Genomic DNA, 25,668 nt, shown 5'->3' with positions numbered 1-25,668 from the left:
CAGTCATGAACAGAAACAAGAATGTTCTGGTGGTCATCGGCGTCGGCGGCATGGGTCGTGCGATCGCCCGACGTCAGGGCGCGGGCAAGGCTGTGCTGCTCGCCGATTTCGACGAGACGACGCTCAAAGCGGCCGCCGACGCGCTGACCGGCGATGGTCACGAGATCACCACTCACCGCGTCGATGTCGCCTCCGGCGAGTCCGTGAGGGAACTCGCCGAGGCGGCCGCCGCGCTGGGCAGCGTCACCCAGGTCGCGCACACTGCGGGCCTGTCTCCCGCACAGGCGCCGACCCCGGCGATCCTCGCAGTCGACCTGCTCGGTGTCGCCTTGATCCTCGAAGAGTTCGGCCGCGTGGTCGCGGCGGATGGCGCGGGGGTGGTCATCTCGAGCATGGCCGGCCACCAACAGTTGGCGCCGCTCACCTCGGAGCAGGAGGCCGCTCTTGCCAACACGCCCGCTCACGAACTGCTCGAACTCCCCTTCCTCAACGCGGACCAGGTCGGCCACCCCGGTATCGCCTACGGGATCGCCAAGCGCGCCAACCACCTCCGGGTCCAAGCCGCCAGCGCGACCTGGGGCGACCGCGGCGCCCGCATCAACTCGATCAGCCCCGGCGTCATCTCGACCCCGATGGGGCAGCAGGAGCTGCGGTCGGAAAGCGGCGACCTGATGCGCGCGATGATCGAGGCCTCCGCGACGGCCCGCCTCGGCACGCCCGACGACATCGCATCGGCCGCGGCCTTCCTGCTCGGGTCGGAGTCCAGCTTCATCACCGGGACCGACCTGCTCGTCGACGGAGGTGTCATCGCGGCGCTGCGCTCGGGCCGGCTGACCTGGCCCAGCTGACGCGTCCGCTCGCGGCGGTGGTTCTCGTTCATTCGTACCGCATTCGGGAGCAGGGCAGTGACTTTTACATTTGATCCGCAATATCTTGAGTTAGTCACGGCGACCGCGGCGGCGGGTGCGGGTGGCGTAGTACGGGTGGATGCCATGATGTGCGGCATGGAGCTGAAGATGTCGGCGTCTTATGACGCCACCCCGGAGGAAGTCTTCGCGATCGTCACCGATGCCACCTTCCGCGAGCAGGCCTGCGAGAAGACCAAGGCGTTGTCGTACGACGTCAAGGTGAGCGAGTCCGGTGCTGACACCGTCGTGCGGGTGCAGCGGGAGATGCCGGCCGACGATGTGCCGGATATCGCGCGCAAGTTCGTCGGTGGGACGCTGACCGTCGTGCAGACCGAGACCTGGCACCCGGCGAACGCAGACGGCTCGCGGAACGCCGACGTGAAGGGTGAGATCACCGGTACGCCGGTGACGCTCAAGGGCACCGCCACGATCACCTCGACCGGTGGCGAGACGGTGCAGGCGATCGAGCTCGACGTGAAGGTCTCGGTGCCGCTGATCGGCCGGAAGATCGAGCCGTTCGTCGTCGACGCGATCCGCAAGGGGCTGCAGAAGGAGCACGACCTCGGCCGCGACTGGCACAACGGCACCAACTGACGTTGCGCCGAACGGCAACTACCTCTGCGGCAGACCGTGTCGCTGACCTGGTGAACCCACCTCCGATGGCAACCTGAAAAGGACTATCGGAGGTGGGTTTCTGATGCGTACCCGACGCCGCAGCCCGATCGACGACACCCGGTACTGCGTACTGTGCGACGACGTCGTGCCATTCGAACTGGTCCAAACCGGTGACCATCCCACCGACGACCTGGCAGACGAGTGGATCTGCGTGGCCTGCGGGTCAGCCCTCCTGATCGGCCCGCCGGCCCAGCCTGACCAATACGCGCACCCTCGTCGGACTTCAGCTTGAAAAAATGGCGCGGATGCCGGCTCCCCTGCTGCCGACATCCGCGCCACCCCCAGGTCTAGAGCGGCGGACCGAAGCCGCAGATCACGCGCGACGTGTGCGCGGGGTCGAGGGCGTTCGCGACCAGCTGCGCGACCGTCGGGTCGAAGGCCAGCCCGATATGCCCGACCGGGTCGAGCGGGCAGGTGTCCTGAACGAACTCGTTCTTCACCCCGGGCTCGCGGACGAAGGACGTCTCATGCGGCGTCACCAGCGCATCGAAGCGAGAAGCGATCACCGTGTACTTCACACCGGCCTGCGCGATCGGGCCGGCCGTCAGTTTCGCCACCTCCGAGCCACCGACGATGATCTCGTCGCAGGCCGGGCAGCCGAACTCCCGTAGTACCTGGTCGACGAGCAGCCGCAGCCCGAGATAGTCGCCGACGCTCACCAGCCCGCCGAACGTCGTACCGTGCGTCGGCGGCGCGAGCGCGACCACCTTGCCGACCTTGCCGGCGTATCCGCGCACCTTCGGGCCATACAGGCTCTGGAAGGCGCCCTCGGAGTGCCCGACGATGTCGACCTTGGAGGCGCCGGTGGTCGACCGGACGCGGTCGACGAACGCCTCGATCTGCGCCGACGACTGGACGATCGAGACCGTGCCGCCGACCGGGATGAGCGGCGTCGCCTGGCCGTAGGTGAGGGTGAAGGCGCAGTAGCCCTTCGCCGCGAGGTACGGGCCGAGGAACGAGTAGTTGCCCGGCCCGTTGCCACCCAGACCGTGCAGCAGCACGAGGGGGTTCGGGTGCGCGGCCGAGGGCTTGCAGGACCAGTTGTCGAACCCGGAGCGGGGCGCTGCGGCCTGCGCCGAGGCAGTGAGGGTTGTGGCGAGCAGCGCAGCGGCCACCAGGCTTGCTGCGGTACGCCGGAGAACATTTCTCATGACGGCTCCCGAGGGGCAGTGTCGTTCGGTGACGACGGGATGACCGACAGTGGAGCACGTCTCGGAGTTAGGAACAAGAGCTCGTGTTCATAACGCGCCGACTGGTTACCAACTACCAACCGGGGGTAACGTCACGCCATGGGGCGAGTGATCAGAGGTCTGACAGCTGACCAGCGCAAGGCGGAGCGCCGGGAGCAGATCCTGGACGCCGCGCTCGACCTGATCGCCGTGCAGGGGTACTTGGGCACCTCGATCGAGCAGATCTGCAGTACGGCCTACGTCGGCACGAAGAGCTTCTATGAGGTCTTCGAGAACCGCGAGGACTGCTACGTCGGGCTGCTGCAGCGCACCTCGGAGCGCCTGATGGCCGACATGCTGGCCGTCGCGGCACGGGCCGAGGGCAACGAACGCCAGGCGGTCCCGGGCATCATCGCGGCCTTCGCGCACGCCCTGCTGGACGATCCGCGGGTCGCCAACGTCACCTTCGGTCAGGCCGGCGGCATCTCCAAGACCGTCGAGCGGCAACGGCGTACCAATCGCCGCTGGGCGGCCGGCTTCATGGAACAGATCTGGGACCGGTACGACACCCCACCCGACCCGGACGACGAGCCGGAACCGGCCGACGAACCGGACCGTCGCTTGCGCCACGCGGTCGCCATCGGACTGATCGGCGGCTTGTTCGACCTGATCGCCGACTGGCTGCTCGACGCCGACGTCCACGCCCCCGACCAGGTGGAAGCCCTGATCGAGGACATGACGTCGTTCTACATCACTGTCAGACGGGGATTGACGGTCTGATCAGCCCTGGTGCGGGTAGCGGTAGTCGGTCGGCGGGGCGAAGGTCTCCTTCATCGACCGGGGGCTGGCCCAGCGGATCAGGTTCCACATCGAGCCGGCCTTGTCGTTCGTGCCGCTCGCGCGGGCGCCACCGAACGGCTGCTGGCCGACGACCGCGCCGGTCGGCTTGTCGTTCACGTAGAAGTTGCCCGCGGCGAAGCGCAGGTACTCCGCCGCCTCGGCGACCGCGGTACGGTCCTGGGCGATGATCGCGCCGGTCAGCCCGTATGGTGCCGCGCTCTCCATCTGCTGCATCACCTTGGCGTAGTCGCCGTCCTCGTAGACGTGCACGCCGAGGATCGGGCCGAAGTACTCGGTGGTGAAGATCTCGTCGGTCGGGTCGTCGGACACGAGCAGCGTCGGCCGGACGAAGTAGCCCTCGGAGTCGTCATAGGTGCCGCCGGCAAGGACCTCGATACCGTCGGACTGCTGGGCCCGGTCGAGCGCGGCCTTGTGCTTGGCGAACGCGCGGTCGTCGATCACGGCGCCGATGAAGTTCGACAGGTCGCTGACGTCGCCCATCGTGAGCGAGTCGGTCTCGGCGGCGATGTCGTCGCGGATCTTGTTCCACACGCTGCGCGGGACGTACGAGCGGCTGGCGGCGGAGCACTTCTGGCCCTGGTATTCGAAGGAACCGCGGACCATCGCGGTCTTCAGTACTGCGGGGTCGGCCGACGGGTGGGCCAGGATGAAGTCCTTGCCGCCGGTCTCGCCGACCAGGCGCGGGTAGGTCTTGTAGCCGGCGATGTTCGTGCCGACCGTGCCCCAGAGGCTCTGGAAGGTCCTGGTCGATCCGGTGAAGTGGATCCCGGCCAGATCGGGGTGGGTCAGCGCGGCCTTGCTGACGTCCATGCCGTCACCGGTGACGAGGTTGATGACGCCGGGCGGCAGACCCGCGGCCTCGAGCAGCCGCATCGTCCAGTGGGCCGCGAACTGCTGCGTCGGCGACGCCTTCCAGACGACGGTGTTGCCCATCAACGCCGGCGCGGTCGGCAGGTTGCCGGCGATCGCGGTGAAGTTGAACGGGGTGATCGCGTAGACGAAGCCCTCGAGCGGGCGGTAGTCGACCCGGTTCCAGATCCCCGGCGAGGAGATCGGCTGGTCGCTGATGATGTTGCGCGCGAAGGCGACGTTGAAGCGGAGGAAGTCGATGAACTCGCAGGCGGCGTCGATCTCGGCCTGCTGGACCGTCTTGGACTGGCCGAGCATGGTGGCCGCGTTCAGCGTGTCCCGCCACGGGCCGGCCAGCAGGTCGGCAGCCTTGAGGAAGACGGCCGCGCGGTCGTCGAAGGACAGCGCGCGCCAGCCCGGGGCCGCCGCGAGGGCGGCGTCGACGGCAGCCTTGCCGTCGGCCTCGGTGGCGTTACCGAGGGTGCCGAGTACGTGCGCGTGCTTGTGCGGCTGGACGACCTCGATCCGCGCACCGCCGCCGAGCTTCTGCTCGCCGCCGATCGTGCAGGTCAGGTCGATCGCACCGGCCGCGTTGAACTCCTTGAGCTTCGCCTCCAGGCTCCCCCGCTCGGGCGAACCGGGCGCATACCCACGGACTGTCTCGTTGATCGGAGTGGGTACAGCGGTGACGGCATCCATGGTGTGCGGTGCTCCTCGGTCGGCTCGACTGGATCTCAGCTGGCGCCTTTCAACTGGCGCCTTCATGGTGCCATGTCCAAACCAGAACCACGAACCTGACAGGTCTACTACTTCCGCCAAGGGGTCGAATGGTCGGAGCCCGGGTCCGGGAGGGCCAGTGCGACGGCGAGGTCCTCGTCCAGGAACATCAGGCCGCGGTCCGCGAAGCCGGTGAAGGCCTCGTTGACGGCTTCGACCGGGAGATCCAGCTTGCGCCGGACGGCGTTCGCGGTGGTCGGGCGGTCGCTGCAGGCGAGATAGATGTCGGCGAGCGTGTTCTCGAAGGTGTACGTGCCTTCGTGGCCTGGCCGGCGGTTGTCGTAGATCTGCAGCCGGCCGGGTGACGACCAGTACCGCAGGGTCGGGAGGCGGTCGGCGGTCCAGGCGGTCTTCCACTCGCTCACGGACTTCCGCAGTTCGTCGTACGCGCTGTCGGGTAAGGCGTCCGGAAGCTCGTACTCGAAGAAGTACGCGACCTTGCCGAGATCTACGTCGGCCGGATAGACGTGCCGGTAGCTGCTCTCCGGGGAGCGACGGCCGGGGCCCGAGAAGAGCGGGCTGAAGCGTTCCATCCAGATTCGCGCCGCGCTCGACGGCGGCCGGAGATGAATCAGCTGCGGTACGACGGCCGCCTGGTCTGCGTAGTCCTGGCCGGTCTCGCCGGGAAATCCCCAGAGGATGTTCCACTCGACCTGGATTCCGTAGTACTGCGCCCAGCGCAGCAGGTTCACGTTCTGCGCGGCGCGAACGCCCTTGTCCATCAGGCGCAGGACTTTGCTGCTCAGGGATTCCAGGCCTGGCTGGAGCACCCGGACACCGCCCTTGGCCAGGAGCTCGAGTTGAGCCCGGCTGAGGTTGGCCTTGACCTCGTAGAACAACTCGTAGCCGGCGCCGGCGTCGATGAGGGCCGGGAAGAGGTCCTTCAGGTACGCCATGTCGATGATGTTGTCGACGGCCTCGAAGCGGGAGGTCTGGTACCGCCTGGCCTGGCCGGCGAGCTCGGCGATGACCCGTTCGGCCGGCTTCGACCGGAACTGCATCGTCGTACCGTTGAGGCCGCAGAAAGTGCAGTGGTGTTTCGCGCCCCACCAGCAACCGCGGGCCGACTCGAAAGGGATCCACAAGTCCTCCGCGCGGATACCGAGGCGCTCCGATCGCTCGAAGTACTCGTCGTAGTCCGGCGCGGGGAGGTCTGCCATCCTGGTCATCACAGGCTGGCTGCTGACGTTCTCCAGGTCCTCGCCTTCAGCAAGCTTGTGCAACAGTGCCGGGAAGGCCGTGTCGCCCTCACCGCTGACCGCGTAGTCGATGCAATCGATCGATCTGGCGAGTTCGTGGCCCATCTCACCGTCGAAATTCGCGCCGCCGAAGACCGTGACGATCTCCGGGTACCGCTCCTTCAACCGCCGGGCGAGCGCGAACGACGCCACGCTCTGCTGGAAGGTACAGCTGAACCCGACGACCTGAATATCCTTCCAGGACAGGGTTTCCAGCAGGTTGTCGAGAAACAGCGGCACCTCGTGGTCGCGAATCCGGCGCAGCAGTCGCTCGGCGTCGTCGGCCAGGTAGCCGAAGTCGTACTCCGTCAGCAGCGCCCCCGCGGCATCGGGCGCATCGTTGCCGAAGGCCTCGATCGAGAACAACCAGTCCCCGATCAGCCGGCCGCGATGCTCGGACAGCTTGCGATACAGCTCGACCCCGAGTTGCGCGGCGAAGTCGAGGTTGGCGTGCAGCGTTCGGACGTCGTGGCCCTGCTGCTCGGCGACGGCCTTCAGCAGCCCGAGCTGGATCGATGGCCGATCGACGTCCATGAACGGCATGGACACCAGGACCGTCCGCATCCGACGGCTTGGAGCTACTCGGCGCCGGAACGGGTGATCTTCGACGACTGCGTGAAGCTGACCGCACCCGTGCCACCCGCGTCGAGGCTCTCCACCGCCCCCGGCGTGAACGCCGTCGCGAACTGGTCGGCGAACGTCGGTACCGGCTCGACCACCTCGACGGTCGCCGTCCGCTCACCCCTGTTGACGACCTCGGCGGCCAACGCGAGCAGCCCCGACAACAGGACCCGCTGCGGCTCCGGCAGATTCAGCGCGTCCAACGTCGTGACGAGCCCCGCGACATCGTCGGCACTGATATTCACTTCGCCCATCGTCTCCCCCAGGTTCGGCCTCAAGGTCATTCACGGTGCCCGCTCGGCCACGGTCAGTCAAGGCCTTTTCAGGGCGCGAGTTTGGCACGAAGGGCGTCGGCGTCGGCGTGCTCGAGCAACTCCAGTACGCCGAGCGCCCGGGCCCAGGCGATCCGGGCCGCGCCGTCGTCACCGGCGGCATGGTGGACGTCGCCGAGCGAGGCGAGCGTGTCGGCCTCGTTGTAGCGATCACCGACCGCCTGGAACAACGCCACTCCTCGCTCGTAACAGTCCATCGCCTCGGCGAACCGGCCGAGCCGCTGCTGGATGTACCCGAGGCTGTCGAGCGTTTCGGCCTGGCCGAACTGGTCGGCCAGACTCGCCTGCAGCTCGAGGGCGAGCTCGCAGTTCCGCAAGGCGTCGGCGTAGTTGCCGAGGAGCGCGTGGAACCAGCCGACGGCGTTGAGCGATCGCGCCTGCCCGGCCCGATGATCGGCCGACTGGAACAATGCCAGCGCCAACTCGGCGTGTTCCAGCGCTTCCGCGTGGGCAGCCATCCGTTCGAGCATCCAGGCGAAGTGCCGATGGGTGTGGGCGGCGCCGACCGTGTCGCCGGACACCAGGTACCGGTCGAGGGCCGCCTGCAGGTTGAGCCGCGCATCGTCGTACAGCCCGAGCCGGATCTGTGCACAGCCGAGGTAGCGGTGCGCGAAGGCCAGCCGGGCCTCGTCGCCCAACCGCTCGGCGGCCGCGACCGCGGCACCGAGTGCCTCGAGGGACTCCTGCCAGAGCCCTCGGTAGGCAAGGAATCTGGTCATCGTCCAGACCAGCTGCCACAGATCCGCCTCCGGGGCCGACGCCGCCCGGACGATCGACAACAGCACGTACTGCTCGGTGGTGAACCACCAGAGGCCTTCGTCGTACGAAGTGAGGCTCTCCGGTACGACTCCTGGCGATACCGGCGGAAGCACGGTCGGATCGTCGTCGCGCCGGGTGTTGAGCAGGCTGTCGGCTTGGTAGGCGGTGTGCACGTAGTGGTCGAGCATCCGCCGCAGTACGTCGTGCCGCTCGGGCTCAGGGTGGTCCGCCAACGCCAGCTCAGCGGCGTACGCCCGCAGTAGGTCGTGGAACGTGTACCTGCCGGGCGCGTGCTCGGTCAGCAGGTGCGCGGCGCACAACTCGCCGAGCAACCGCCGTACCTGCCGAAGCGGTTCGGCAGCGAGGCTGACCACCGCGCGCAGGCCGATATCCGGGCCGAGGTGAAGTCCGAGCAACCGGAACAGCCGGGCCGCGTCCGGCGAGAGCCGCAAGTACGACCAGGAGAAGACGGCCCGTACGTCGGTCGCGCGGTCGGCACCGGCGAACTCGTCCAAGCCGGCCCGCAGCTCGCTCGCCAGCACCTCCAGGCTGAACTCGGGATAGGTGGCGGCACGTGCGGCGACAATCGCGAGCGCCAACGGGAGCCGGGCGCAGTGCTTGATGATCTCGTCCACGGCGGCCGGTTCGGCGGACACCCGGTCGGCGCCGAGGCGGTGGGCCAGCAGTGCGCGCGCCTCGCTGATCGAGAGGATGTCGAGCGTGACCGGCTGGGCGCCGTCGGCCGTCACCAGACCGCTCAACTGGTTCCTACTGGTCACGACCACTCGGCATCCCTGCGCACCCGGCAGCAGTGGCCGGATCTGATCCGCGTCGGCCGCGTTGTCGAGCAGGATCAGGGCCTTGCGACCGGCGACCAGGCTGCGGTAGAGCCCCACTTGCGCCTCCAGCCCGGCGGGGATCCGCTCGGGTTTGACGGCGAAGGCGTCGAGCATGGTCCGGACCGCCTCGGCCGGGCTGACCGGCGTACCGCCTGGATCGAATCCGCGGAGGTTCAGGTAGATCTGACCGTCGGGGAACCGGTCGCGTGCCTGATGCGCCCAGTGCACGGCAAGGGCGGTCTTGCCGACACCGGCCGTGCCCGAGAGCACGGCGATCCCACCGCTCTGCTCGCCGTCCGCGAGGATGGCGTCCAGGCGGCGCAAGCGGCTGACCCGGCCGGTGAAGCCGAAGGTGTCCGGTGGCAACTGGGCGGGTGCGGTGAGCTTCGCGGCCGATTGGACCGGCGGCTCACCACGCAGGATCGATCGATGTACCTCGCTCAGCTCGATGCCCGGATCCGCGCCGAGCTCCTCCACCAGACGCCGCTGGGCCGAGGCGTAGCGGTCGAGGGCCTCGGCGGGCCGCCCGGCCGCGTGCAGGGCCCGCATGAGCAAGGCCTCGAGCGGTTCGACCAGGGGGTACTCGGCGATCAGGTCGGGCAGCTCCGCGATCACCGTGGCGATATTGCCCAGGCGGAGCTCGAACTCGGCCCATTGCACGATGGCGTCCAGCCGGCGCCGGTCCCAGCGATCGCGGACCTGCGCGGCCCAGGCGCCGGGCAGGTTGGCCAGTGGGGTTCCCTGCCACAACCCGAGCGCTTTCGCGAGCTGACTCGCGCGATCCTGGGCGCCGTACTCGGGGTTGTTTCCCTGATCGACCAGGTGCCAGAAGCGGTGCAGATCGACCTGGTCAGGCTCGACCAGCAGCAGATAGCCGGCGTGGCGTCGTTCGATCTTGACGGCCGGGCCGAGGACGCGGCGGATGCGGCTCAGGTGCGAGTACAGCACGTTACGCGCGGCGGCCGGCGGATCGTCGTCCCAGACCCGGTCGATCAGGGTGTCGATGGCGACCGGGCGGCCCGGGTCGACGAGCAGCGCGGCCAGTACCAGCTGTTGCCGAGGGGTACCGACATCCAGCGGCCGACCGGCCGAGATGACGTCGATCCCTCCGAACAGGCGGAACTCCACCGCTGCCTCACCCCCAGTGACCGATGGTGTCCGGTCCGCAAGATTGCCGCAAGCTTCTTTCCCAACTGGGCTTGCCACTGTGAGGTCACCGGCTCGATCGGGCCGGATCTTCACACAGGGGGAAACCGAAATGCGACTCCGCTCATTCGCACTGCTGTCCACCGCACTGGTAGGACTCGGCGTGGCTCTCACGCCGGCGGCGGCCCAGGCCGCCGAGAAACCCACCGAGAAGCCGCGTCACTGTGTCGCGGACATCTCGGCCTCGACGGCCAAGGTCAGCTGCTACGACAGCTTCCCGGTGGCCATCGCCAAGGCGACCGGTAACCGCGTCGCCGACGCGCCGGCCGACCCGCAGAAGGCCAAGAACGACTCCGGCTTCACCGCCAAGATCAACGCCGCCGCCGGCAGCTCGTTCGCGCCGTCCGCGACGGTGATCGAGATCGCCTACGAAGACTCCTACTTCGGCGGCTCCACCTGGACGTGGACCGGCTCGGGGGGTTGCCAGACCAATCCGCTCGGCAACGTCATCTACTGGGTGAACAACTGGGACGACTTCAGCCACTGGTGGAACGACGAGATGGGCTCGTTCCGCAACTACTCGTCCTGCTACTCCAAGCACTACGAGCACGCCGGCTTCCAGGGCGCAGCCCTCGGCTGGGACTACCCGGAGCGCGCTGGCCTCGGCAGCCTGGACGACGAGATCAGCTCGATGCAGTGGTCCTGATCAACTGCGGGCAGCCTGGTCCCTCCTCGGAGGGACCGGGCTGTTCCACGTTTCTGCCTTAGGCCGACTTCTTCTTGGCGGCGGTCTTCTTTGCCGGGGCCTTCTTCGCGGCGGCGGCCTTCTTGGCCGGTGCCTTGGCGGCCGTCTTCTTGGCGGGGGTCGCGTTGCCTTGGCCGCCACCGCCGGTACCACCGGCAGCTCGGCGGGCCTTGGCGGCTTCGACGGAGGCTCGGAGCGCAGCGACCAGGTCGACCACCTCGGCACCCTCGGTCTCCTCTTCCTCCGTCTCGGCAGGCATCGGTACGCCGGCAGACTTCGCCTCGACCACCTGCTCGAGCGCATGCCTGTACTCGTCGTGGTACTGATCCGGGTCGAACTCGCCGCGCAGGGTGTCGATGTACGACTCCGCCATCGCCTTCTCCTGCTTGCGGATCTCGACGTCCTCGTCCGGTGCGGCGAAGGCCGAGTCGCGGACCTCGTCCGGCCACAGCATCACCTGCAGGACGAGCACGTTGTCGTGCGTCCGCAGCAACCCGAGGCTCTCCCGCGACCGCAGCGCGACCTTCACGAGCGCATACAGCTCGGAGCCCTCCAGCGCGTCGCGGAGCAGCACGTACGGCTTGGCGCCCGGTCCGCCGTCGGCAGCCAGGTAGTACGACTTGCCCAGGTAGAGCGGGTCGACCTGGTCGGCCGGCACGAACTCCAGCACGTCGATGACCTTCTTACTCGACAGCGGCAGCTCGGCGAAGTCCTCCGGCTCGAGCACCACCATCCGGCCGTCGGCCATCTCGTAGCCCTTGCCGATATCGGAGTACGGGACTTCCTCGCCGCACTCGGAGCAGACCCGCTTGTACCGGATCCGGCCGCCGTCGGCGACGTGCACCTGACGGAAGGAGATGTCCTTCTCCTCCGTCGCCGAGAACACCTTGATCGGGATCGTCACCATCCCGAACGAGATGGCGCCCTTCCAGATCGCCTGCATCGCCATCAGCTCCCTGTCAGCTCGTCGCCCGGCCCCGGATTCCGCGCGGCCCCTCGGCCGCGAGGAAGTCCGGGATCTCCTGTGTCGCGTACCACAACAGGTCTTCACCTTCGCACGAGTCGAGGGCGAAGACAGCTTCCTCGTGGCCCGGATCCGCGGTGTTTCCGTGCGCGACGTCCCACAGCTTCGCGGCCGTGGCGACCACCTCGACGGCGGGATCACCGTCGATATGCGCGGCCGCAACGGCTGACCACGGGATCACGACGTGCAACTCCAGTCGCGCGTCGCCCAGCTGGACGGTGCCGTCGGCCGGCGGGATCGCCGAGACGTCGCACGCCACCACGACCCGCTTGCGAGGCGCATCGGGGGCAGCCGCGACCAGTCCGACCGATGCCCGCGCCGCTTGCTCCATCGCGGCGTACTCGAGCTCCTCGTCATCGGCCGTCGCGAACCATTCGCGCAGCGCCGGCGTCACGGCGTACGCGGTCAGTGGCGCCGGACCGAACTCCCCCGCGTGACAGGCGGCGTCGAGCAGGGGGATGGTGCTTGGGATGTAGATCCTCATGAGCCCGCCTTCTTGGTACTGCGAGGTTGCTGTTTTCCTTGCTTTCCCCGCCCCACCGCCCCGGTCCGGCGACCGCGCGACGCACGGCTCCGGCTCCCCTTGGTGGTATCGAGCAACTCGTCCAGCGCGTCGGTGACGCACTGGGCGAAGACGGCCAGGTCAGGCATCGCCGTCCGGTCCGCGTTCAGCCCGAAGGACACCTTCCCGTCGTACGACGTGACGCCCACGGACAGCCCTTGACCCGGCATCAACGGCACCACCGGGTACGACGCGAGCATCGGCGCGCCCTGGGCGTAGAGCGGGAACTGTGGACCGGGCACGTTGGTGATCACCACGTCGTCGATCGGCCGCACGGTCGCCGTCGCGACCCGGGCCGCGAGGGCGTGCAGCGTCGTCGGCGCGAACCCGGCGATGCCGACCAGCGAGCGGGCGCTGACGGCTCGCCCGGTGTCCTTGTGCACCTTGGTCTGGTACGAGATCTGGTGCAGCCGCATGACCGGCGAGTTCTCCCCGACCGGCAGGTTCACCGTCGAGGCGATCACCCGCGAGCCGAGCGACGTCGGCTCCTCGTCATCGTCGTCGCGGATGCTGACCGGTACGACGGCCCGCACCCCGCGCGCCGGGCTGACCGACTCGCCTCGGGTCATCATCCAGGCCCGGAGCGCGCCGGCCACCACGGCCAGGATCACATCGTTGACCGTGCCTCCGTGCATCGCCCGGACGGCCCGGTAGTCCTCGAGCTCGGTCTGAACCGTGGTGAATCGGCGCTGCCCGGATGTCTTGACGTGCAGCGAGCTCTCCTGGACGTGCCGCTGCGCGACCACCGAGCCGACGACGTCTCCGAGCACCTCGCGCACGGAGGTCGAGCCGGTCAGGCTGGCCATCTCGGCCCGCGCCAGCTCCAGTACTGCGGTCGGGTGCCGCGTCGCGTCGGCGAACACCCCGGCGAGCAGCTCCAGCGCCGAGGGCGGGTGCGCGGGCTGCCAGGTGTCGGTGGGGGTGTCCCGCGGGTGCGCAGTCGCGTCCAGCACGACCTGGCCGATGTCGACCGTGCTGTTGCCGTCGACAAGTGCTTGGTGGGACTTCGCGATGATCGCAAACCGGTCGCCCTGCAGGCCCTCGACCAGGTACATCTCCCAGAGCGGCTTGGCCCGGTCGAGCCGGCGCGACATGATCCGCGCGACCAGCTCCAGCAGCTGCGCATGCGTGCCCGGCCGGGGCAGGGCGGACCGGCGTACGTGGAACGTGATGTCGAAGTCCTCGTCGTCCACCCAGATCGGCCCGGCGAACCGGCCCGGGACGTGCTGGATCCGCTGCCGGTACCGCGGGACGAAGGCGATCCGGTCCCGGATCAAGGCGACCAGGCTCTCGTAGTCGAACCCGTCGTCACCGTGCACCGGCGGCTCGAAGATGTCCACGGTGCCGACGTGCATCGGCGTGGCCGGGCTCTCGGCCTTCAGGAAGGTCAGGTCCAGCGAGGTCAACCGGTCCGGCATCGCGGGCCCTCCTTCTGCTGTCTGGCTTTCAGGTCTCGTGTTCAGTCACCCTAACCGGGTCCACGGACAGTCGGCTGCGACACTGGGCGGGAACTACGAACCTGGCTGTCAGCGATCGTGACACGACTGATGGTGCATAGCGGGAACACTCGGGGCCGTACGTTCGTCAGGCAAGAGGGCGTGTCGTGCGCCCGGTTCGTATCTCGACCCTTCGAAAGGCCCCTCGTCTCATGCGTTCGACGTTCTCCCGCGGTACCGCGCTCGCGCTCCTGCCCGCTCTCGGCATCCTGGTCCTGGCCGGTTGCGGCGACGACTCCGGCAGCGGCTCCGGCCCGACCAGTCCGTCGACCGCCCCCACCACCGCGCCCACGGCGACCCCGACCACGACGCCGACCGGGACGACCGGCACCCCGGGCAGTACGCCGAACACCAAGTCGCCGTCGAACACCGCCGACCCGTCCGGCGAGCAGGCCGACGTGACCGTCAACGTCACCGTTGCCAACGGCAAGGTCAACCCGAGCGGCTCGAGCATCAAGGTGAAGGCCGGCCAGACCGTCCTGATCACCGCGATCAGCGACACCGACGAGGAACTGCACATCCACGGCTACGACAAGGAGCTCGAGCTGAAGCCGGGCAAGCCCGCCTCGGTGAAGTTCCTCGCGAACATGAAGGGCACCTTCGAGGTCGAGACGCACAAGAGCGGCAAGCTGGTCGCCAAGCTCGTCGTCTCCTGACCCGCCGGTGATGTCTCTACTTCTGCCGCTGCACGGTATCGGCGGCCGGCAGGATCTGCCCGTTCCCTTCGGCCTCGCGGTCGGCGGCGCCGGCGTCGCGATCGCGCTGTCGTTCGTCGTCCTCGGACTGGCCTGGCGCAATCCGAAGTACCGGGGTAACAAGTCCGGCATACCGTTGCCGGACGCAATCACCCGGACGGTCGACTCGGCCGGCTTCCGCTGGTTCGTACGGCTGGTCGGGCTGGCGATCTTCCTGTACGCGATGGTGGCGCTGCTGTTCGGCGTGGACCGGCTGACGAACCCGATCTTCGGGTTCATCTACATCCTGGTCTGGGTCGGGCTGGTGCCGATCTCGCTCGTCCTCGGCCCGGTCTGGCGCACGCTGAACCCGCTGCGCACGATCCACCTGCTGCTCAGCAAGGCGTTGCGTCAGCCGCCCTCGCAAGGCTTCTTCACGCTGCCGAAGTGGCTCGGTCTGTGGCCGGCGGCGCTCGGTATCTTCGCGTTCACCTGGCTGGAGCTGGTGGCGCCCGACCGCGCCACCCAGCCGGTACTGCAGGCGTGGCTCGCGCTGTACGTCGTGATCATGCTGTTCGGCGCGATCCTGTTCGGCGACCGCTGGTTCTCGACCGCCGACCCGTTCGAGGTCTACGCCACGCTGATGTCGCGGCTGTCCCCGTGGGGCCGGCGCGACGACGGCAAACTTGTGATCCGGCGGCCGCTGGAGAACCTGGACGGTCTGAAGGCGCAACCAGGGCTGGTCGGTATGGTCGCGGCGCTGCTCGGTTCCACGGCGTACGACGGGTTCTCGAACTCGACGGCCTGGATCGGCTGGGCGCAGAACACCGACTACTCGATGACCACGCTCGGCACGCTCGCGCTGCTCGCCTTCATCCTGTTCGTACTGGTCACGTACTCGAGCGCGACCCTGCTGGCCGGGCGACTGTCGGACAGCTCCCGCACGGCGCTGCCCGGGCTGTTCGCGCACTCCGTCGTACCGATCGCCTTCGGGTACGTCGTCGCGCACTACCTGACCCTGCTGATCCTGGAGGGCCAGCGGACGCTGATCTACCTCAGCGACCCGTTGTCCAACGGCGCCAACATCTTCGGCACCGGCCTCCTCGGCCTGAACACCGACATCACCAACCACAGCACGACAATCTCGGTGATCCAGGTCCTGGCAGTAGTCTCCGGCCACCTGATGGGCGTCGTCTCAGCCCACGACCGAGCAGTAGCCCTCTTCCCCCGCCACAAAGCCCTAGCCGGCCAACTCCCCCTACTGATCGTCATGGTCGGCTACACCATCGGCGGCCTACTACTGCTGTTCTCCGCTTAGTACTACCCCCCACGCGAGCTCCTCCGTCGCCCGCTCCCGCCCACCCCGAGTCGCCGCTCCCAAGTCGCGGCTCGAGAAGCGCGGGAGCGGCGCCTCGCTCGCCTTCAAGGCTCCACTTTGTGCACGGTGTAGGCGCCTTGCCGCTGGAAATTCGCTCACCCGGTGCACAAGGTGCCTAGGGCAACCACCTGGCGCCCGGGTCCCCGCAGTCGCCGGGGCCGGTGGAAATCGCTGGCTGGGGAGCCGGAGGGCAGTGGCAGATCCGCTACTACGACCGAACCGCCTAGGCAGTTGGCTGCTTGGGGAGGGAGCGGCTCGTGTAGGCGAGGGTGAGGAAAGCCAGGAGGCCGAGGATCAGGTGGGAGTTGCCGGGGATGGACTGCCAGAAGGTCCAGCTGAGTTCCCGGTCGTCGCGGAACGGGACCCACCAGATCGAGCGGAGCATGAACAGTCCGTACCAGGCGATGCCGGTGACGAGGGCGACCCGGGAGCCCCACTCGCGCTGCACGGCGCGGATCAGGCTGATGCCCAGCGGGATGATCCAGACCCAGTGGTGGCTCCACGAGACCGGCGACGCGTAGAGCACGGCCAGCGCCATCACCGAGATCGCGGTCACCCGCTCGTCGGCCAGCCAGTACCTGCGGGCCAGCCAGAGCACCAGCAGGCCGAAGATCGCCGAGAGCAAGAACCAGACCGGCTCCACCCAGGACGCCTCGTCGCCGAGCCGGCTGAGGAAGCCCATGAACGACTGGTTCGCGGTGTAGGCCAACCCGCCGACCCGGTTCGCGTTGCGGATGACGACGGTCCAGTACTCCCACGACTGGTTCGGTACGACGGCGAACCCGATCGCCATCGTCGCCACCAGCCCGAGCACCGCGTTGCGGAACGCCCGCCACTGCTTGGTGATCAGCAGGAACGCGAGGAACGGCAGCGGCGTCAGCTTCACGCCGATCGTCACGCCGACCCAGAATCCCCGCCACCGCGCATCGGCCGGCCGGACCAGGTCGAGCAAGATCATTGCGGTGAGCAACAAGTTGATCTGGCCGAACTGGATCGTCTGCCAGACCGGTTCGAGCAGCAACGACAACGCGGTCAACGCGGCCAGTACTGCGATCCGCCGGTCGCGCCACTGCTCCGGGACCAGGGTCCACGCGTTGGCGGGCAGTGCTGCGCGCCAGATCAGCGCGATGCAGAGCACCGAGATCGTGGTCCAGACGACCAGCGCGACACCCCAGGGCACGACGGCCAGCGGCACCATCGCGATCGCCGCGAACGGAGGGTAGGTGAACGGCAGACCTGAGCCCGGCAGCTGTGCGTCGTACAGGGAAGCGCGGTCGAGCAGGACCGAGCCGCCCAGTCGGTAGACGCGCAGGTCGATCATGCCGTCGAAGAGTCCGTAGGCCCAGGCGCCGAGCGCGACGACGGCCGCGCAGCCGAGGACGGCGACGATCAGCCAGCGGCGGTCGGTGCTCGGTGGGGTCGAGGTCATGGTCACGTCAGATCTACTCCGAAGAGGGTTTCCAGTTCGCGCCGCGTCTGGTCGTACGACGTGTGCAGGATCCCGGTGATGCCGAGCTCGCGGGCGGCGACGACGTTCTGCTCGAGGTCGTCGATGAAGACGCACTCCGTCGGACGGAGGGCGAGCCGCTGCGCCGCCAGCTGGTAGATCTCGTGCTCGGGCTTGCGCAGGTGGACCTCGCCGGAGATGACGATGTCGTCGAACATGCCGTCCCAGGTCTCCCGCGGGTAGCTGTTGCCCCAGGAGTTCGAGAGCAGCGCGGTCTTGATCCCGTGCCCGCGGGCGCGGCGGATCAGCGCCGACATCTGCGGCTGGTGCTCGAAGTGCGCGAACATCCGCTCGATCAGGCCCTCGGCCTGGACCTGGCCGCCGTCGCGGCGGACCAGCATCGAGGCCAGTTTGCGCTCGAAGTCGGGGACCGCGATCTGGCCGCGCTCGAGCGCGTGGATCGGGTTCACCTCGGCTTCGACCGGGCTGGCGGACATCCAGTCGACCATCGCCCGGTAGTAGGTCTTGAAGTCGAGATCGTCCAACTCGGCCCAGCGGCCCAGCGCGTCGTCCAGGCCGGAGGTGAGCACTCCACCCCAGTCCACCAGCAGGCCGCGCAGTACGGGCTTGTCGTCAGGCATGCGCGCAAGACTACTCAGGACATGATCACGGCCCCCGGCCGCCCGCTCACCGGTCGTACTCGACCACGGCGTCGCCGGAGGAGGACCGGACCTTGATCGTGCGGGTGGCGGCGGGGTCGATCTTGACCTCGGCGCTCTCGTCGCCGGACTTGCTGTCGGTGTCGACCTTGTAGGTCTCGTCGCCCTCCGGGAGCAGGACGGCCGCGTCACCCGAGCTGGTTTCCACGTCCACGGTCGTCGGTGCCGTCCGGAAGGTCAGCTCGATGCTGCCGGAGCTGCTCTTGGAGGTGACCGAGCCGGCCGTCAGGCCGTTCGCCTCGAGATCGCCCGACGAGGACTCCAGCGTGACGTTGCCGGACAGGTCGTGCACCTCGATCTTGCCCGAGCTCGACTCGAGCGTGGTGCTGCCACCGAGACCCGTCACCGAGAGATCGCCGCTGCTGCTCTTGATCGTCACGTTGAGATCCCTGGGCACGGTCACGACGTAGTCGGTGTCGCAGCCGAACGAGAGGAACCCGCAGCCGGTGTCGCGGACCTCCAGCTTGCCGTCGTCGTACTTGTCCTTCGGGTCCGAGCCGAGGGCGTTGCGCTCGAACTTCCGGTCGACGGTGATCTCCTTGACGTCGCCCGAGCGCACCTCGAGATCGGTCGAGCTGGTCTCGATCGACAACGCCGTCCCCGCCACCGGGTAGGTCTGGTGGCTGGTCTTGGTTTCCTCGCTCAGACTCGTCAACGCCCAGTAGACGCCGCCCAGGATCAGGGCTACCGAGATCGCGATGCCATAGCGGCGCTCGGTACTCATCGTGCCGGCCGGACGGCCCTCGACGTCGGACATCGCTCTCCCTGATGCTGCCGGCGCCACGGTTGGCGCCTTGGCGTCAACCCTGGCATATCCCCGGGGCGTTGTCGGTGGGGTTAACCCCCGATCTTCAACTGAGGAGATCCCTGACAACCCCGGCTGCGAGCTGCTGCATCCCCTTACGGAGTTTGCTGGACTTGGCCGCCTCCACGAGGCTCCGGCCGTGCGACAGCGCCGCGTCGCAGGCCGCCTGGTCGAGCGGAAGCAACACGGCAGCCTGTACTCCCGCGTACTGGCTGAGCGCGGCTGCCACCGCATCGGCTGGGGAGCTCCCGAGCGACCCTGAGCGAACCCTGTTGACCACTACGCGCGTGTTGGCCGACGGGACGGCTGCCCTGAGCTCGTACAGGGATCTGATGAGCCGGGTGAGGCCTACGGGGTCGGCTGTCCCGACCACGACCACCTCGTCGGCCTCCTCGAGCGTGGCCAGGGTGGCGCCGTTGCGGCGCGGCGCGAGCGTGTCGAACGAGATCTCCTCGTCACTCTCGATACAGAAGCCCGCGTCGACCACCGTGCAGGGTGCGAGCATCCTGCAGGTCGACCAGACCGACTCGATCGCAGTGGGACGCAGCTCTGTCCACCGGTCGGCGCGGCTGAGGCCAGTGAGGACCAGTTGGTTCGGCCCGACCTGCCTCGCGTGTCTGGCGAGCACTGCTACATCCAGGGAGCCACCACTGGCTGACCTCGCGGCTGCGGCCAGGCCCGACGTCTCGTCGAGCATGCCGAGCAATTGGGCCACCGTGCCGCCGTACACGTCGGCGTCGGCCAGCAAGGTGGGGATGTTCCGCGCGGCGAGCTCTGCTGCCAGCCCGACTGCGACCGTACTGCGGCCAGGCGCGCCTGTCGGGCCCCAGACGGCGATGATCCGGCCGGCGCCTTGACCGTATGACGCCTCTGGGTTTGCCACTGACTCGCTGTTGAACGGTACGAACCCGCCCGCGAAGTGGGAGACGGTCGCGGGTGGACCCGACTCCACGGCGTCGATGATGGCTCGGCCGAGGTCATCCGCGCTGACGTCTGCCGGGAGGATCCGCTCGATGCCCATGCGGCTGAGGCGGTCCTCCGCTCCGGAGGGTTCACCGTTGTCGGAGGGGTCGACCAGGGCGACCACTGCGATCCGGCGGGCATGGAGAGCGGCCACTGCGTCAGAGGTCAGCCTGGGAAGGTCTTCTGCGAGCACCACGGCCCGCGCTTGGCCACTGGCTGCCGCGGCCATCACGTCGGCGATGTCGACGCATCGGCGGACTACTCGGATGCCGTTGGCTCTTTCGGCCCGGCGTACGACGTCTGCCTCCCATGGCGCACCGGTGACGGCAAGCAGGACGGGTACCGACATCAGCGGCCCCGCCGGATGAGTACAGGCTCGCCGTTACTGATCAGAGCCAGGGATGCCGGGAGCCTCCTCAGGTCCTCCTTCTCCAAGCCGATCAGTATCTGCCTCCTGGCCGAACTGCCGGCCACGCCCTTCACCGCGTCGATCTGTACTACGCGGACCTGGCCCCAAAGCATCGCGGCCGGTTGGTCCTTGGGAACGACCCACACGTCTACCTGGTCGCCTACAGCCGTGTCGGACGGGAGCCGGCCCGCCGCGATCGACAGTGGCAACTCTGTGCGCTCGTTGTCGGCCTTGGTGGTCGCCGCACCGCGCGGGACGAACTCGCCCTTGTTGATCGGCCGGGTGACGACCAGCCCCTTGAGCTCCGCGTCAGCGGCGACGTACTGGCCGGCGGCGTCGTTGCTGGTGAAGCGGACGTTCATGGTGGTGAGGTCGTCACCGGAGATCGTGGTGCCGATCGGGATATCGCGCTTGGCCGCCCAGACGGCGGTGGTGTCGTCGGCCGCGGACAGCAGCTTGGCGCCGGCCAGCGCGGTCATCGCGACCAGCAGCACGCCGAGGAGCAGCCGGCCGTCCTTCCAGCGGGCCCGCCGGGTCCGCAGGGTCGGCGTTGACGGCGCCGCGAAGCCACTTCGCAGCACAGGACTGTCAGCCACTCGGAACACTCCCCAGTTCGGTTACTAATTGATCATTCTTGGTCACGCTTGGTCACTCTTGGCGAGCGACATTCTGCCGTGTCCGCGGTTCGGGCGTTCGCCGTCATCCACAGGTCGGCGGAGGCTGGGGACAAACAGGCTCATTCGGGCGCTAACCGTGGCAAACTGAAGCAACCAGCCGCCGCCGACCCGAAGGGACCCAGCACGCATGCCGGCTCCGCGCTTCCTCCAACTGTCCGACGTCGCCGAGGTCCTGAACATCTCGGCCAACCAGGTCTACGCCCTGGTCCGTCGCGGCGACATCCCGGCAGTGAAGATCGGCGGCCGCGGCCAGTGGCGGGTGGAGTCGACCGAGCTGGAGAAGTACATCGAGCGCCTCTACACCGAGACGAAGCAGTTCATCGACACCCACCCGTTCGGTGAAGAGGCCGAGGCTCCCTCCGAGGAAGCCCAGCTCTAGCGTCTTCCGGCTTCAGCGTCGCCGGACGGCGTCCAGCGCCTGAGTGGGGACCAGCCGGGAGTTGTAGACCTCGGTACGCCGGCGGGGCGCGTCAAGCGGGTGCTCGGCGATCTCGAGGAAGTCCGCGCCGACCCGGTCGATCGTGCCGGTGATCGGGTTTCCGCCGCAGAACAACGTCACCGGTGAACGATCCCGGGCGATTCCGCGCAGCAGATGCGCCAGCCCGAGTTTGGCCGCGACGGCCCCTCGGCCGACTCCGCGAACGGGCCCAGCCCGTGGATGCCGGTGAGCGCGGCGGCGGGGATCAGCCACTCCTCGTAGCGCTCCGCCTCCAGCAGCAGGCAGTCCTTGCCGACCCGGCCGAGCGTCCCCTGGACGGGCTCGGCACGCCTCAGGTCCACCCGGATCATCGTCCCGACGGCACCACGCAGGCGGTCCAGCACGGTGATCTTGCCGACCTCTGCGCGGATCCGGTCCGCGACCTCGCCGTACAGATCGCCGTCCTGCAGGGCCTCGAACTGTGACTCCAGGTCCTCGAACAGAGCTTCCAGACGCATGCCGCGAACCTACCCCGCCCGAGCGGTCAGCAGCACTCTGCGTCAACCCCATCGACACTCCGTGACAGATTCCATCGTTTTTCGACTTGCCAAAGGCGGTCTAGGCAGGGCTATATTGATCAAGCCAGCGCAAACTCAAGCAAACGCATAGATCGGAGGTCAAAACAGATGAACACGATGATCCGTGGACTGAAGGGACTGCTCGCCCTGGGCGCACTCGCCGCCCTCGGCCTGCTGCTGCGCTGGGTGACCGCAGGCTCGATCGATGCGGCCAGCGCCCAGGACCTGACCTCGATGGCCTCGGTCGCGGTCGGCGCGGTCGCCTGGGTCTCCTACGGCTGGCTCGTCGTCGCCGTGCTCGCGACAGTGCTCGAGCAAGTCCCGGGTGTCATCGGTCGCAGTGCCTCGCTCGTGGCTACGCGCATCACGTCCCAGACCTCACGGACTCTGCTCCGCTCGGCCCTCGGGGTGGCCGCTGTCACGCCACTCACCATCGGCGTCGCCCAAGCCGCCCCCGGCGACGGCAGCCATGGCTTCACCACCACAGAGTCGCGCTCAACGATCCAAGTGACGGCCCACGCCGGCGACCGCCCCTGGAGCGCCGTCGAGCCCCGCTCGACCGTCGAGGTGACCGGCAGCTCAGTCGGTGATTGGCGAGCCACCGAGAAGCCGTCGTCCATCGAGCTCACCGGCTCCGGCGAACCGTCGGCGGCCTTGGCACGAACGGGAGCCGAGTCGCGGACCCGACCGGCTCCGGGCAAGGGGCAAGGCGCTCAGCTGACCGGGCGTACCGCAGTACCGAAGAAGGGGCCGGTCGAGCAGGTTGCTGTGCCGGATCGGCCGACCAGCGGGGCTCCGACTCGCTACACGCATCTGCAGTCGGGGCAGCTCGCCCGTGCCGCCTCACAGGTGGTCAAGCGAGGCGACTCGCTCTGGTCGATCGCCGCAGCCGAGCTCGGCCCCCACGCGACCGACGAGGCCATCGCCGCCCGCTGGCCGCAGTGGTACTCCGCCAACCGCCAACTGATCGGCCCAGACCCAGACCTGATCCACCCCGGTCAGGTGCTCAAACCACCCGCACTCAGCCACCCCGTGCCGCGAACCCACCAGGAGAAGTGACATGAGCAACCACCCGACACTCGCCGCCGTCCGCACCCTCCCGGCCACGGACACCCACCCTGCCCGACGCCGCGTTCACGCCGCCACCCCGATGACGCAGGGCGCCTTGGCCCTGCGCTACCAAGAGGCACCAGACCTCCGCCCGGCACCGGCTCCGCCCGTACTGCGCCTGGTGCCGACCGGCCCATCGCTGCCCGAGGCCCAAGCCTGGGCGACGCGCCTGGTGCAGGCCGTCGCCGAAGTACTGGCCGGCGATCGCCCGATCGGGCAGCTGATCCGCTTCACGGATGCGGTCGTTTTCAGCGACCTCAACCGGCGGGTCCGCGTCCTCGGCCTGACCACGACCGCGACCGGCCGCAGCGCGAAAGAGCGCAGTGCGGTCTGCTCGGTGCACGTCTTCACGCCCGCCACCGAGGTCGCCGAAGTCTGCGCGCACGTCCGGTACGGCGACCGCTCCCGCGCGATGGCACTTCGCCTGGAAGTGCACAGAAACCGGTGGATCTGCACCGCCCTCGAACTTGGCTGACCTTTAGGACGTCGTACTCGGTGCAACCCGATCGTGAATCCACTGTCACGGAGCTGTCGCACGACCGGGCGTAGCGTTGCGAGATCGGTCAGGGGGATCGATCCAGTCCGTTCCGGGGGAACGAATGCAGAAGAGCACCACCACCAGCGCCCTGTCCTTCGTGGACACCACCCCAACCGACACCGTTGACGACATTCGCGCTGACGAACTGGACGAGCAGGACGAGCTGACACCGGCCGAACTGGCCCGGATGTTGCCGCGAGTCGGCGAGCGGCGCTGGTCGCAGCGAGTGCCCGCGCTCTATCCGATGGCCATCCGGTATCACCGCGCGCGGCGGCGGATCGAGTGGATGAGGTCCGACACGGCGTACGCGCGGGCCAAACAGGGTGAGGATCTCCCGATCCGGGTGAAGCGGCACAAGTCGCTCCTGCTGCGCCAGCTCGGCGAGACCGAGATGTGGATGCAGCACAACAAGGTGACCAACCTGAAGCTCGCGTGTGCACAGGTCGACGGCGTACTGATCCGCCCGGGCGAGACCTTCTCCTTCAACAAGCTGGTCGGCAACGCGACCCGTCGCAAGGGCTATGTGAAGGGCATGCGGCTGTCCAACGGCCAGGCCAAGCCGGGGATCGGCGGCGGCATCTGCCAACTCGCGAACCTGCTGCACTGGATGGTCCTGCACTCGCCGCTCACCGTGACGCAACGCTCGAACCACAGCTTCGACCCGTTCCCGGACAACGGCCGTGTGCTCCCGTGGGGAGTCGGCTGCAGCATCGTCTACAACTACGTGGATCTGCAGTTCCGCAACGACACCGACCAGACGTTCCAGCTCCGCGTCGGAGTCGGCGAACGGTACCTGGAAGGCGAGATCCTGGCCGAGCAGCCGACTCGCTCGTCATACCGGGTCTTCGCTCGCGGGGAGCGGTTCCTCCTGGCCGGCAGCGAGTACTTCCGCCGCAACGAGATCTGGCGCACCGTCATCGACCGCCGCACCGGTTCCCGGCTCGAGGACGAACTGATCCGCGAGAACGTGGCCCTGGTCAAGTACCTCCCCACCGGCGTGAACGTCATCGACGTCGACCTCCGCCAATACCCGCCTGCGAGCTGACCCCCGACGGGCCGGCTCGGCGACACCTGGCTCGGCGACCTGGCTCGGAACAGGTGCGGCACCCGGAACGTCGGCTGGCGGAAGGTCGGCTGGCTGGAAATGTCGGTGCGGGGTTGCAGACTTGAGGTGTGGGCTGGGAAGCAGGGGTTTACCGGGAGCGGGCGGCGGTGCTGCCCGGGGCTGTGTTGTGGGCTCGTACTTCGGATGGCGGCGCCTATCGGGTGTTGCCTGATGGGTGCATGGATCTGTTGTGGATCGAGGGTGAACTGGCGGTGGCTGGGCCCGATAGCCGGGCTCATGTCGGCGCAGCCGAGGCTGGGGTTCGGTATACGGGGTTGAGGTTTGCGCCGGGGACTGCGCCGGGGCTTCTCGGGGTGCCGGCCCGAGAGGTGCTAGATCAACTGGTGCCGTTGGGCGACGTCTGGTCGCCCGCGCGGAGCCGGCGGTTGGCGGATCGGATCGGGAGGGCGGTTGATCCGGCGTTGGGATTGGAGGAGGTCGCGGGCGAGTTGTTCGATGCGGCGCCCGATCGGTTGGTGGGCCAGGTGCTGCGGGGCGTTCGGCGCGGCGTCGCAGTACCGGTGTTGGCCGGAAGCGTGGGATTGAGCGAGCGGCAGTTGTACCGGCGGTGCCTGGATGCGTTCGGGTATGGGCCGAAGATGCTGGATCGGGTACTACGGCTGAATCTCGCGTTGGATCAGGCGCGCGCGGGACTGTCCCTCGCGGAGGTCGCGGCGCGGACCGGCTATGCCGACCAAGCTCATTTCACCCGCGACGTGAAAGCGCTGACCGGGCTGCCACCGCGCACCCTGCTGGCCTGACAATCACCCCATGAGCGATTCGCGCCGCGCGGCCCGGAGCACCGACCGAGCAGGTTCGGCGACACCCCTGCGCCACAACCCCCTG

27 protein-coding genes are annotated in these 25,668 nt (G+C 68.3%); 12 read left to right on the top strand and 15 right to left on the bottom strand.

All coding sequences use genetic code 11. The features are described 5' to 3' along the window. Positions 1-5 precede the first annotated feature (5 nt). The 3 genes from G3I17_RS04750 (at position 6) to G3I17_RS04740 (ending at position 1,815) form a co-directional block, all read left to right on the top strand. Positions 6-848 carry an SDR family oxidoreductase gene (locus G3I17_RS04750; RefSeq protein WP_164594456.1) on the top strand — a complete coding sequence of 281 codons (843 nt, stop codon included), beginning with the start codon at positions 6-8 and terminating at the stop codon, positions 846-848. A 156-nt stretch (positions 849-1,004) separates the two neighbouring features. After that, a complete protein-coding gene (locus tag G3I17_RS04745) occupies positions 1,005-1,502 on the top strand; it encodes a DUF2505 domain-containing protein (protein WP_164594454.1) in 498 nt (165 codons plus the stop codon). A 103-nt stretch (positions 1,503-1,605) separates the two neighbouring features. Next, on the top strand, positions 1,606-1,815 hold the full coding sequence (locus G3I17_RS04740) for a hypothetical protein (RefSeq protein ID WP_164594452.1): 210 nt from the start codon (positions 1,606-1,608) through the stop codon (positions 1,813-1,815). A 55-nt stretch (positions 1,816-1,870) separates the two neighbouring features. Here the strand turns inward: G3I17_RS04740 and G3I17_RS04735 are convergent, their stop codons facing one another. Beyond that, positions 1,871-2,734: an alpha/beta fold hydrolase gene (locus G3I17_RS04735; RefSeq protein ID WP_164594450.1), complete on the bottom strand. Its 864-nt coding sequence runs from the start codon at positions 2,732-2,734 to the stop codon at positions 1,871-1,873. Between the two features lie 138 nt (positions 2,735-2,872). On the opposite strand from G3I17_RS04735, the gene G3I17_RS04730 reads away from it, so the two are divergent. Beyond that, complete coding sequence (locus G3I17_RS04730; protein ID WP_164594449.1) at positions 2,873-3,532, top strand: TetR/AcrR family transcriptional regulator; 660 nt, start codon at positions 2,873-2,875, stop codon at positions 3,530-3,532. On the opposite strand, the gene pruA is transcribed toward G3I17_RS04730, so the two are convergent. The 4 genes from pruA to G3I17_RS04710 all read right to left on the bottom strand — a co-directional run bounded on the left by pruA (position 3,533) and on the right by G3I17_RS04710 (position 10,156). Further along, positions 3,533-5,161 carry an L-glutamate gamma-semialdehyde dehydrogenase gene (gene pruA, locus G3I17_RS04725; protein ID WP_164594447.1) on the bottom strand — a complete coding sequence of 543 codons (1,629 nt, stop codon included), beginning with the start codon at positions 5,159-5,161 and terminating at the stop codon, positions 3,533-3,535. A gap of 107 nt (positions 5,162-5,268) precedes the next feature. Beyond that, positions 5,269-7,041 (bottom strand): RiPP maturation radical SAM C-methyltransferase, encoded by a 1,773-nt coding sequence (locus G3I17_RS04720; protein ID WP_164594445.1) that lies wholly within the window; start codon positions 7,039-7,041, stop codon positions 5,269-5,271. 14 nt (positions 7,042-7,055) lie between these two features. Beyond that, entirely contained in the window at positions 7,056-7,343 is a 288-nt protein-coding gene (locus G3I17_RS04715; RefSeq protein WP_164594443.1) for a hypothetical protein, read from the bottom strand. Between the two features lie 77 nt (positions 7,344-7,420). After that, positions 7,421-10,156, bottom strand: a complete 2,736-nt coding sequence (locus G3I17_RS04710; RefSeq protein ID WP_164594441.1) for a BTAD domain-containing putative transcriptional regulator — start codon at positions 10,154-10,156, stop codon at positions 7,421-7,423. A 130-nt stretch (positions 10,157-10,286) separates the two neighbouring features. Here G3I17_RS04710 and G3I17_RS04705 point away from each other — a divergent pair, with 130 nt between their 5' ends. Further along, on the top strand, positions 10,287-10,880 hold the full coding sequence (locus G3I17_RS04705; protein WP_164594439.1) for a hypothetical protein: 594 nt from the start codon (positions 10,287-10,289) through the stop codon (positions 10,878-10,880). A gap of 58 nt (positions 10,881-10,938) precedes the next feature. Here G3I17_RS04705 and G3I17_RS04700 read toward each other — a convergent pair whose 3' ends face one another. From G3I17_RS04700 to G3I17_RS04690, 3 genes are read right to left on the bottom strand one after another with little or no spacing between them, the layout of a single operon-like run. Beyond that, on the bottom strand, positions 10,939-11,862 hold the full coding sequence (locus G3I17_RS04700; RefSeq protein WP_164594437.1) for a Ku protein: 924 nt from the start codon (positions 11,860-11,862) through the stop codon (positions 10,939-10,941). Between the two features lie 16 nt (positions 11,863-11,878). Beyond that, on the bottom strand, positions 11,879-12,427 hold the full coding sequence (locus G3I17_RS04695) for a hypothetical protein (protein WP_164594435.1): 549 nt from the start codon (positions 12,425-12,427) through the stop codon (positions 11,879-11,881). After that, a complete protein-coding gene (locus G3I17_RS04690; RefSeq protein WP_203589759.1) occupies positions 12,424-13,923 on the bottom strand; it encodes a wax ester/triacylglycerol synthase family O-acyltransferase in 1,500 nt (499 codons plus the stop codon). Before G3I17_RS04690 ends, G3I17_RS04695 begins: the two co-directional genes overlap by 4 nt. A gap of 230 nt (positions 13,924-14,153) precedes the next feature. On the opposite strand from G3I17_RS04690, the gene G3I17_RS04685 reads away from it, so the two are divergent. Both G3I17_RS04685 and G3I17_RS04680 read left to right on the top strand, forming a co-directional pair. Continuing rightward, positions 14,154-14,657, top strand: a complete 504-nt coding sequence (locus G3I17_RS04685; RefSeq protein ID WP_164594433.1) for a cupredoxin domain-containing protein — start codon at positions 14,154-14,156, stop codon at positions 14,655-14,657. A gap of 10 nt (positions 14,658-14,667) precedes the next feature. Further along, positions 14,668-15,993, top strand: coding sequence for a hypothetical protein (locus tag G3I17_RS04680; RefSeq protein WP_164594430.1), 1,326 nt, complete (start codon positions 14,668-14,670; stop codon positions 15,991-15,993). Positions 15,994-16,276: 283 nt separating this feature from the next. Here G3I17_RS04680 and G3I17_RS04675 read toward each other — a convergent pair whose 3' ends face one another. The 5 genes from G3I17_RS04675 to G3I17_RS04655 form a co-directional block, all read right to left on the bottom strand. After that, complete coding sequence (locus G3I17_RS04675) at positions 16,277-17,482, bottom strand: glycosyltransferase 87 family protein (RefSeq protein ID WP_239062240.1); 1,206 nt, start codon at positions 17,480-17,482, stop codon at positions 16,277-16,279. A gap of 2 nt (positions 17,483-17,484) precedes the next feature. Beyond that, the gene (locus G3I17_RS04670; RefSeq protein ID WP_164594426.1) at positions 17,485-18,141 is read right to left on the bottom strand and encodes an HAD family phosphatase; all 657 of its coding nucleotides are present in this window, start codon (positions 18,139-18,141) and stop codon (positions 17,485-17,487) included. Positions 18,142-18,187: 46 nt separating this feature from the next. After that, positions 18,188-18,976: a DUF4097 family beta strand repeat-containing protein gene (locus tag G3I17_RS04665; RefSeq protein WP_164594424.1), complete on the bottom strand. Its 789-nt coding sequence runs from the start codon at positions 18,974-18,976 to the stop codon at positions 18,188-18,190. 94 nt (positions 18,977-19,070) lie between these two features. After that, positions 19,071-20,336 carry a P-loop NTPase gene (locus tag G3I17_RS04660; RefSeq protein WP_164594422.1) on the bottom strand — a complete coding sequence of 422 codons (1,266 nt, stop codon included), beginning with the start codon at positions 20,334-20,336 and terminating at the stop codon, positions 19,071-19,073. After that, a complete protein-coding gene (locus G3I17_RS04655; RefSeq protein ID WP_203589758.1) occupies positions 20,336-20,992 on the bottom strand; it encodes an SAF domain-containing protein in 657 nt (218 codons plus the stop codon). Before G3I17_RS04655 ends, G3I17_RS04660 begins: the two co-directional genes overlap by 1 nt. A 208-nt stretch (positions 20,993-21,200) precedes the next feature. Between G3I17_RS04655 and G3I17_RS04650 the strand changes: the two genes are divergently transcribed. Beyond that, a complete protein-coding gene (locus G3I17_RS04650; protein WP_164594420.1) occupies positions 21,201-21,452 on the top strand; it encodes a helix-turn-helix domain-containing protein in 252 nt (83 codons plus the stop codon). A 12-nt stretch (positions 21,453-21,464) separates the two neighbouring features. On the opposite strand, the gene G3I17_RS39665 is transcribed toward G3I17_RS04650, so the two are convergent. Together G3I17_RS39665 and G3I17_RS04645 are read right to left on the bottom strand one after the other, a co-directional pair. Then, positions 21,465-21,632 (bottom strand): hypothetical protein, encoded by a 168-nt coding sequence (locus tag G3I17_RS39665; protein WP_203589757.1) that lies wholly within the window; start codon positions 21,630-21,632, stop codon positions 21,465-21,467. Next, entirely contained in the window at positions 21,629-22,009 is a 381-nt protein-coding gene (locus G3I17_RS04645; protein WP_203589756.1) for a hypothetical protein, read from the bottom strand. The genes G3I17_RS39665 and G3I17_RS04645 overlap by 4 nt, the downstream gene beginning before the upstream one ends. A 168-nt stretch (positions 22,010-22,177) precedes the next feature. Here G3I17_RS04645 and G3I17_RS04640 point away from each other — a divergent pair, with 168 nt between their 5' ends. The 4 genes from G3I17_RS04640 to G3I17_RS04625 all read left to right on the top strand — a co-directional run bounded on the left by G3I17_RS04640 (position 22,178) and on the right by G3I17_RS04625 (position 25,583). After that, positions 22,178-23,128 (top strand): LysM peptidoglycan-binding domain-containing protein, encoded by a 951-nt coding sequence (locus G3I17_RS04640; RefSeq protein ID WP_203589755.1) that lies wholly within the window; start codon positions 22,178-22,180, stop codon positions 23,126-23,128. 1 nt (position 23,129) lies between these two features. Next, entirely contained in the window at positions 23,130-23,654 is a 525-nt protein-coding gene (locus tag G3I17_RS04635) for an Rv3235 family protein (RefSeq protein ID WP_164594418.1), read from the top strand. A gap of 124 nt (positions 23,655-23,778) precedes the next feature. Next, positions 23,779-24,762: a VanW family protein gene (locus G3I17_RS04630; protein WP_203589754.1), complete on the top strand. Its 984-nt coding sequence runs from the start codon at positions 23,779-23,781 to the stop codon at positions 24,760-24,762. Between the two features lie 128 nt (positions 24,763-24,890). Next, the gene (locus tag G3I17_RS04625; RefSeq protein ID WP_343238202.1) at positions 24,891-25,583 is read left to right on the top strand and encodes a helix-turn-helix domain-containing protein; all 693 of its coding nucleotides are present in this window, start codon (positions 24,891-24,893) and stop codon (positions 25,581-25,583) included. Positions 25,584-25,668: the final 85 nt, after the last annotated feature.

It is taken from the genome of Streptomyces sp. SID13031, from assembly GCF_010548305.1.
Classification (GTDB): domain Bacteria; phylum Actinomycetota; class Actinomycetes; order Propionibacteriales; family Kribbellaceae; genus Kribbella.
This window is presented reverse-complemented; position numbering and strand designations above follow the sequence as displayed.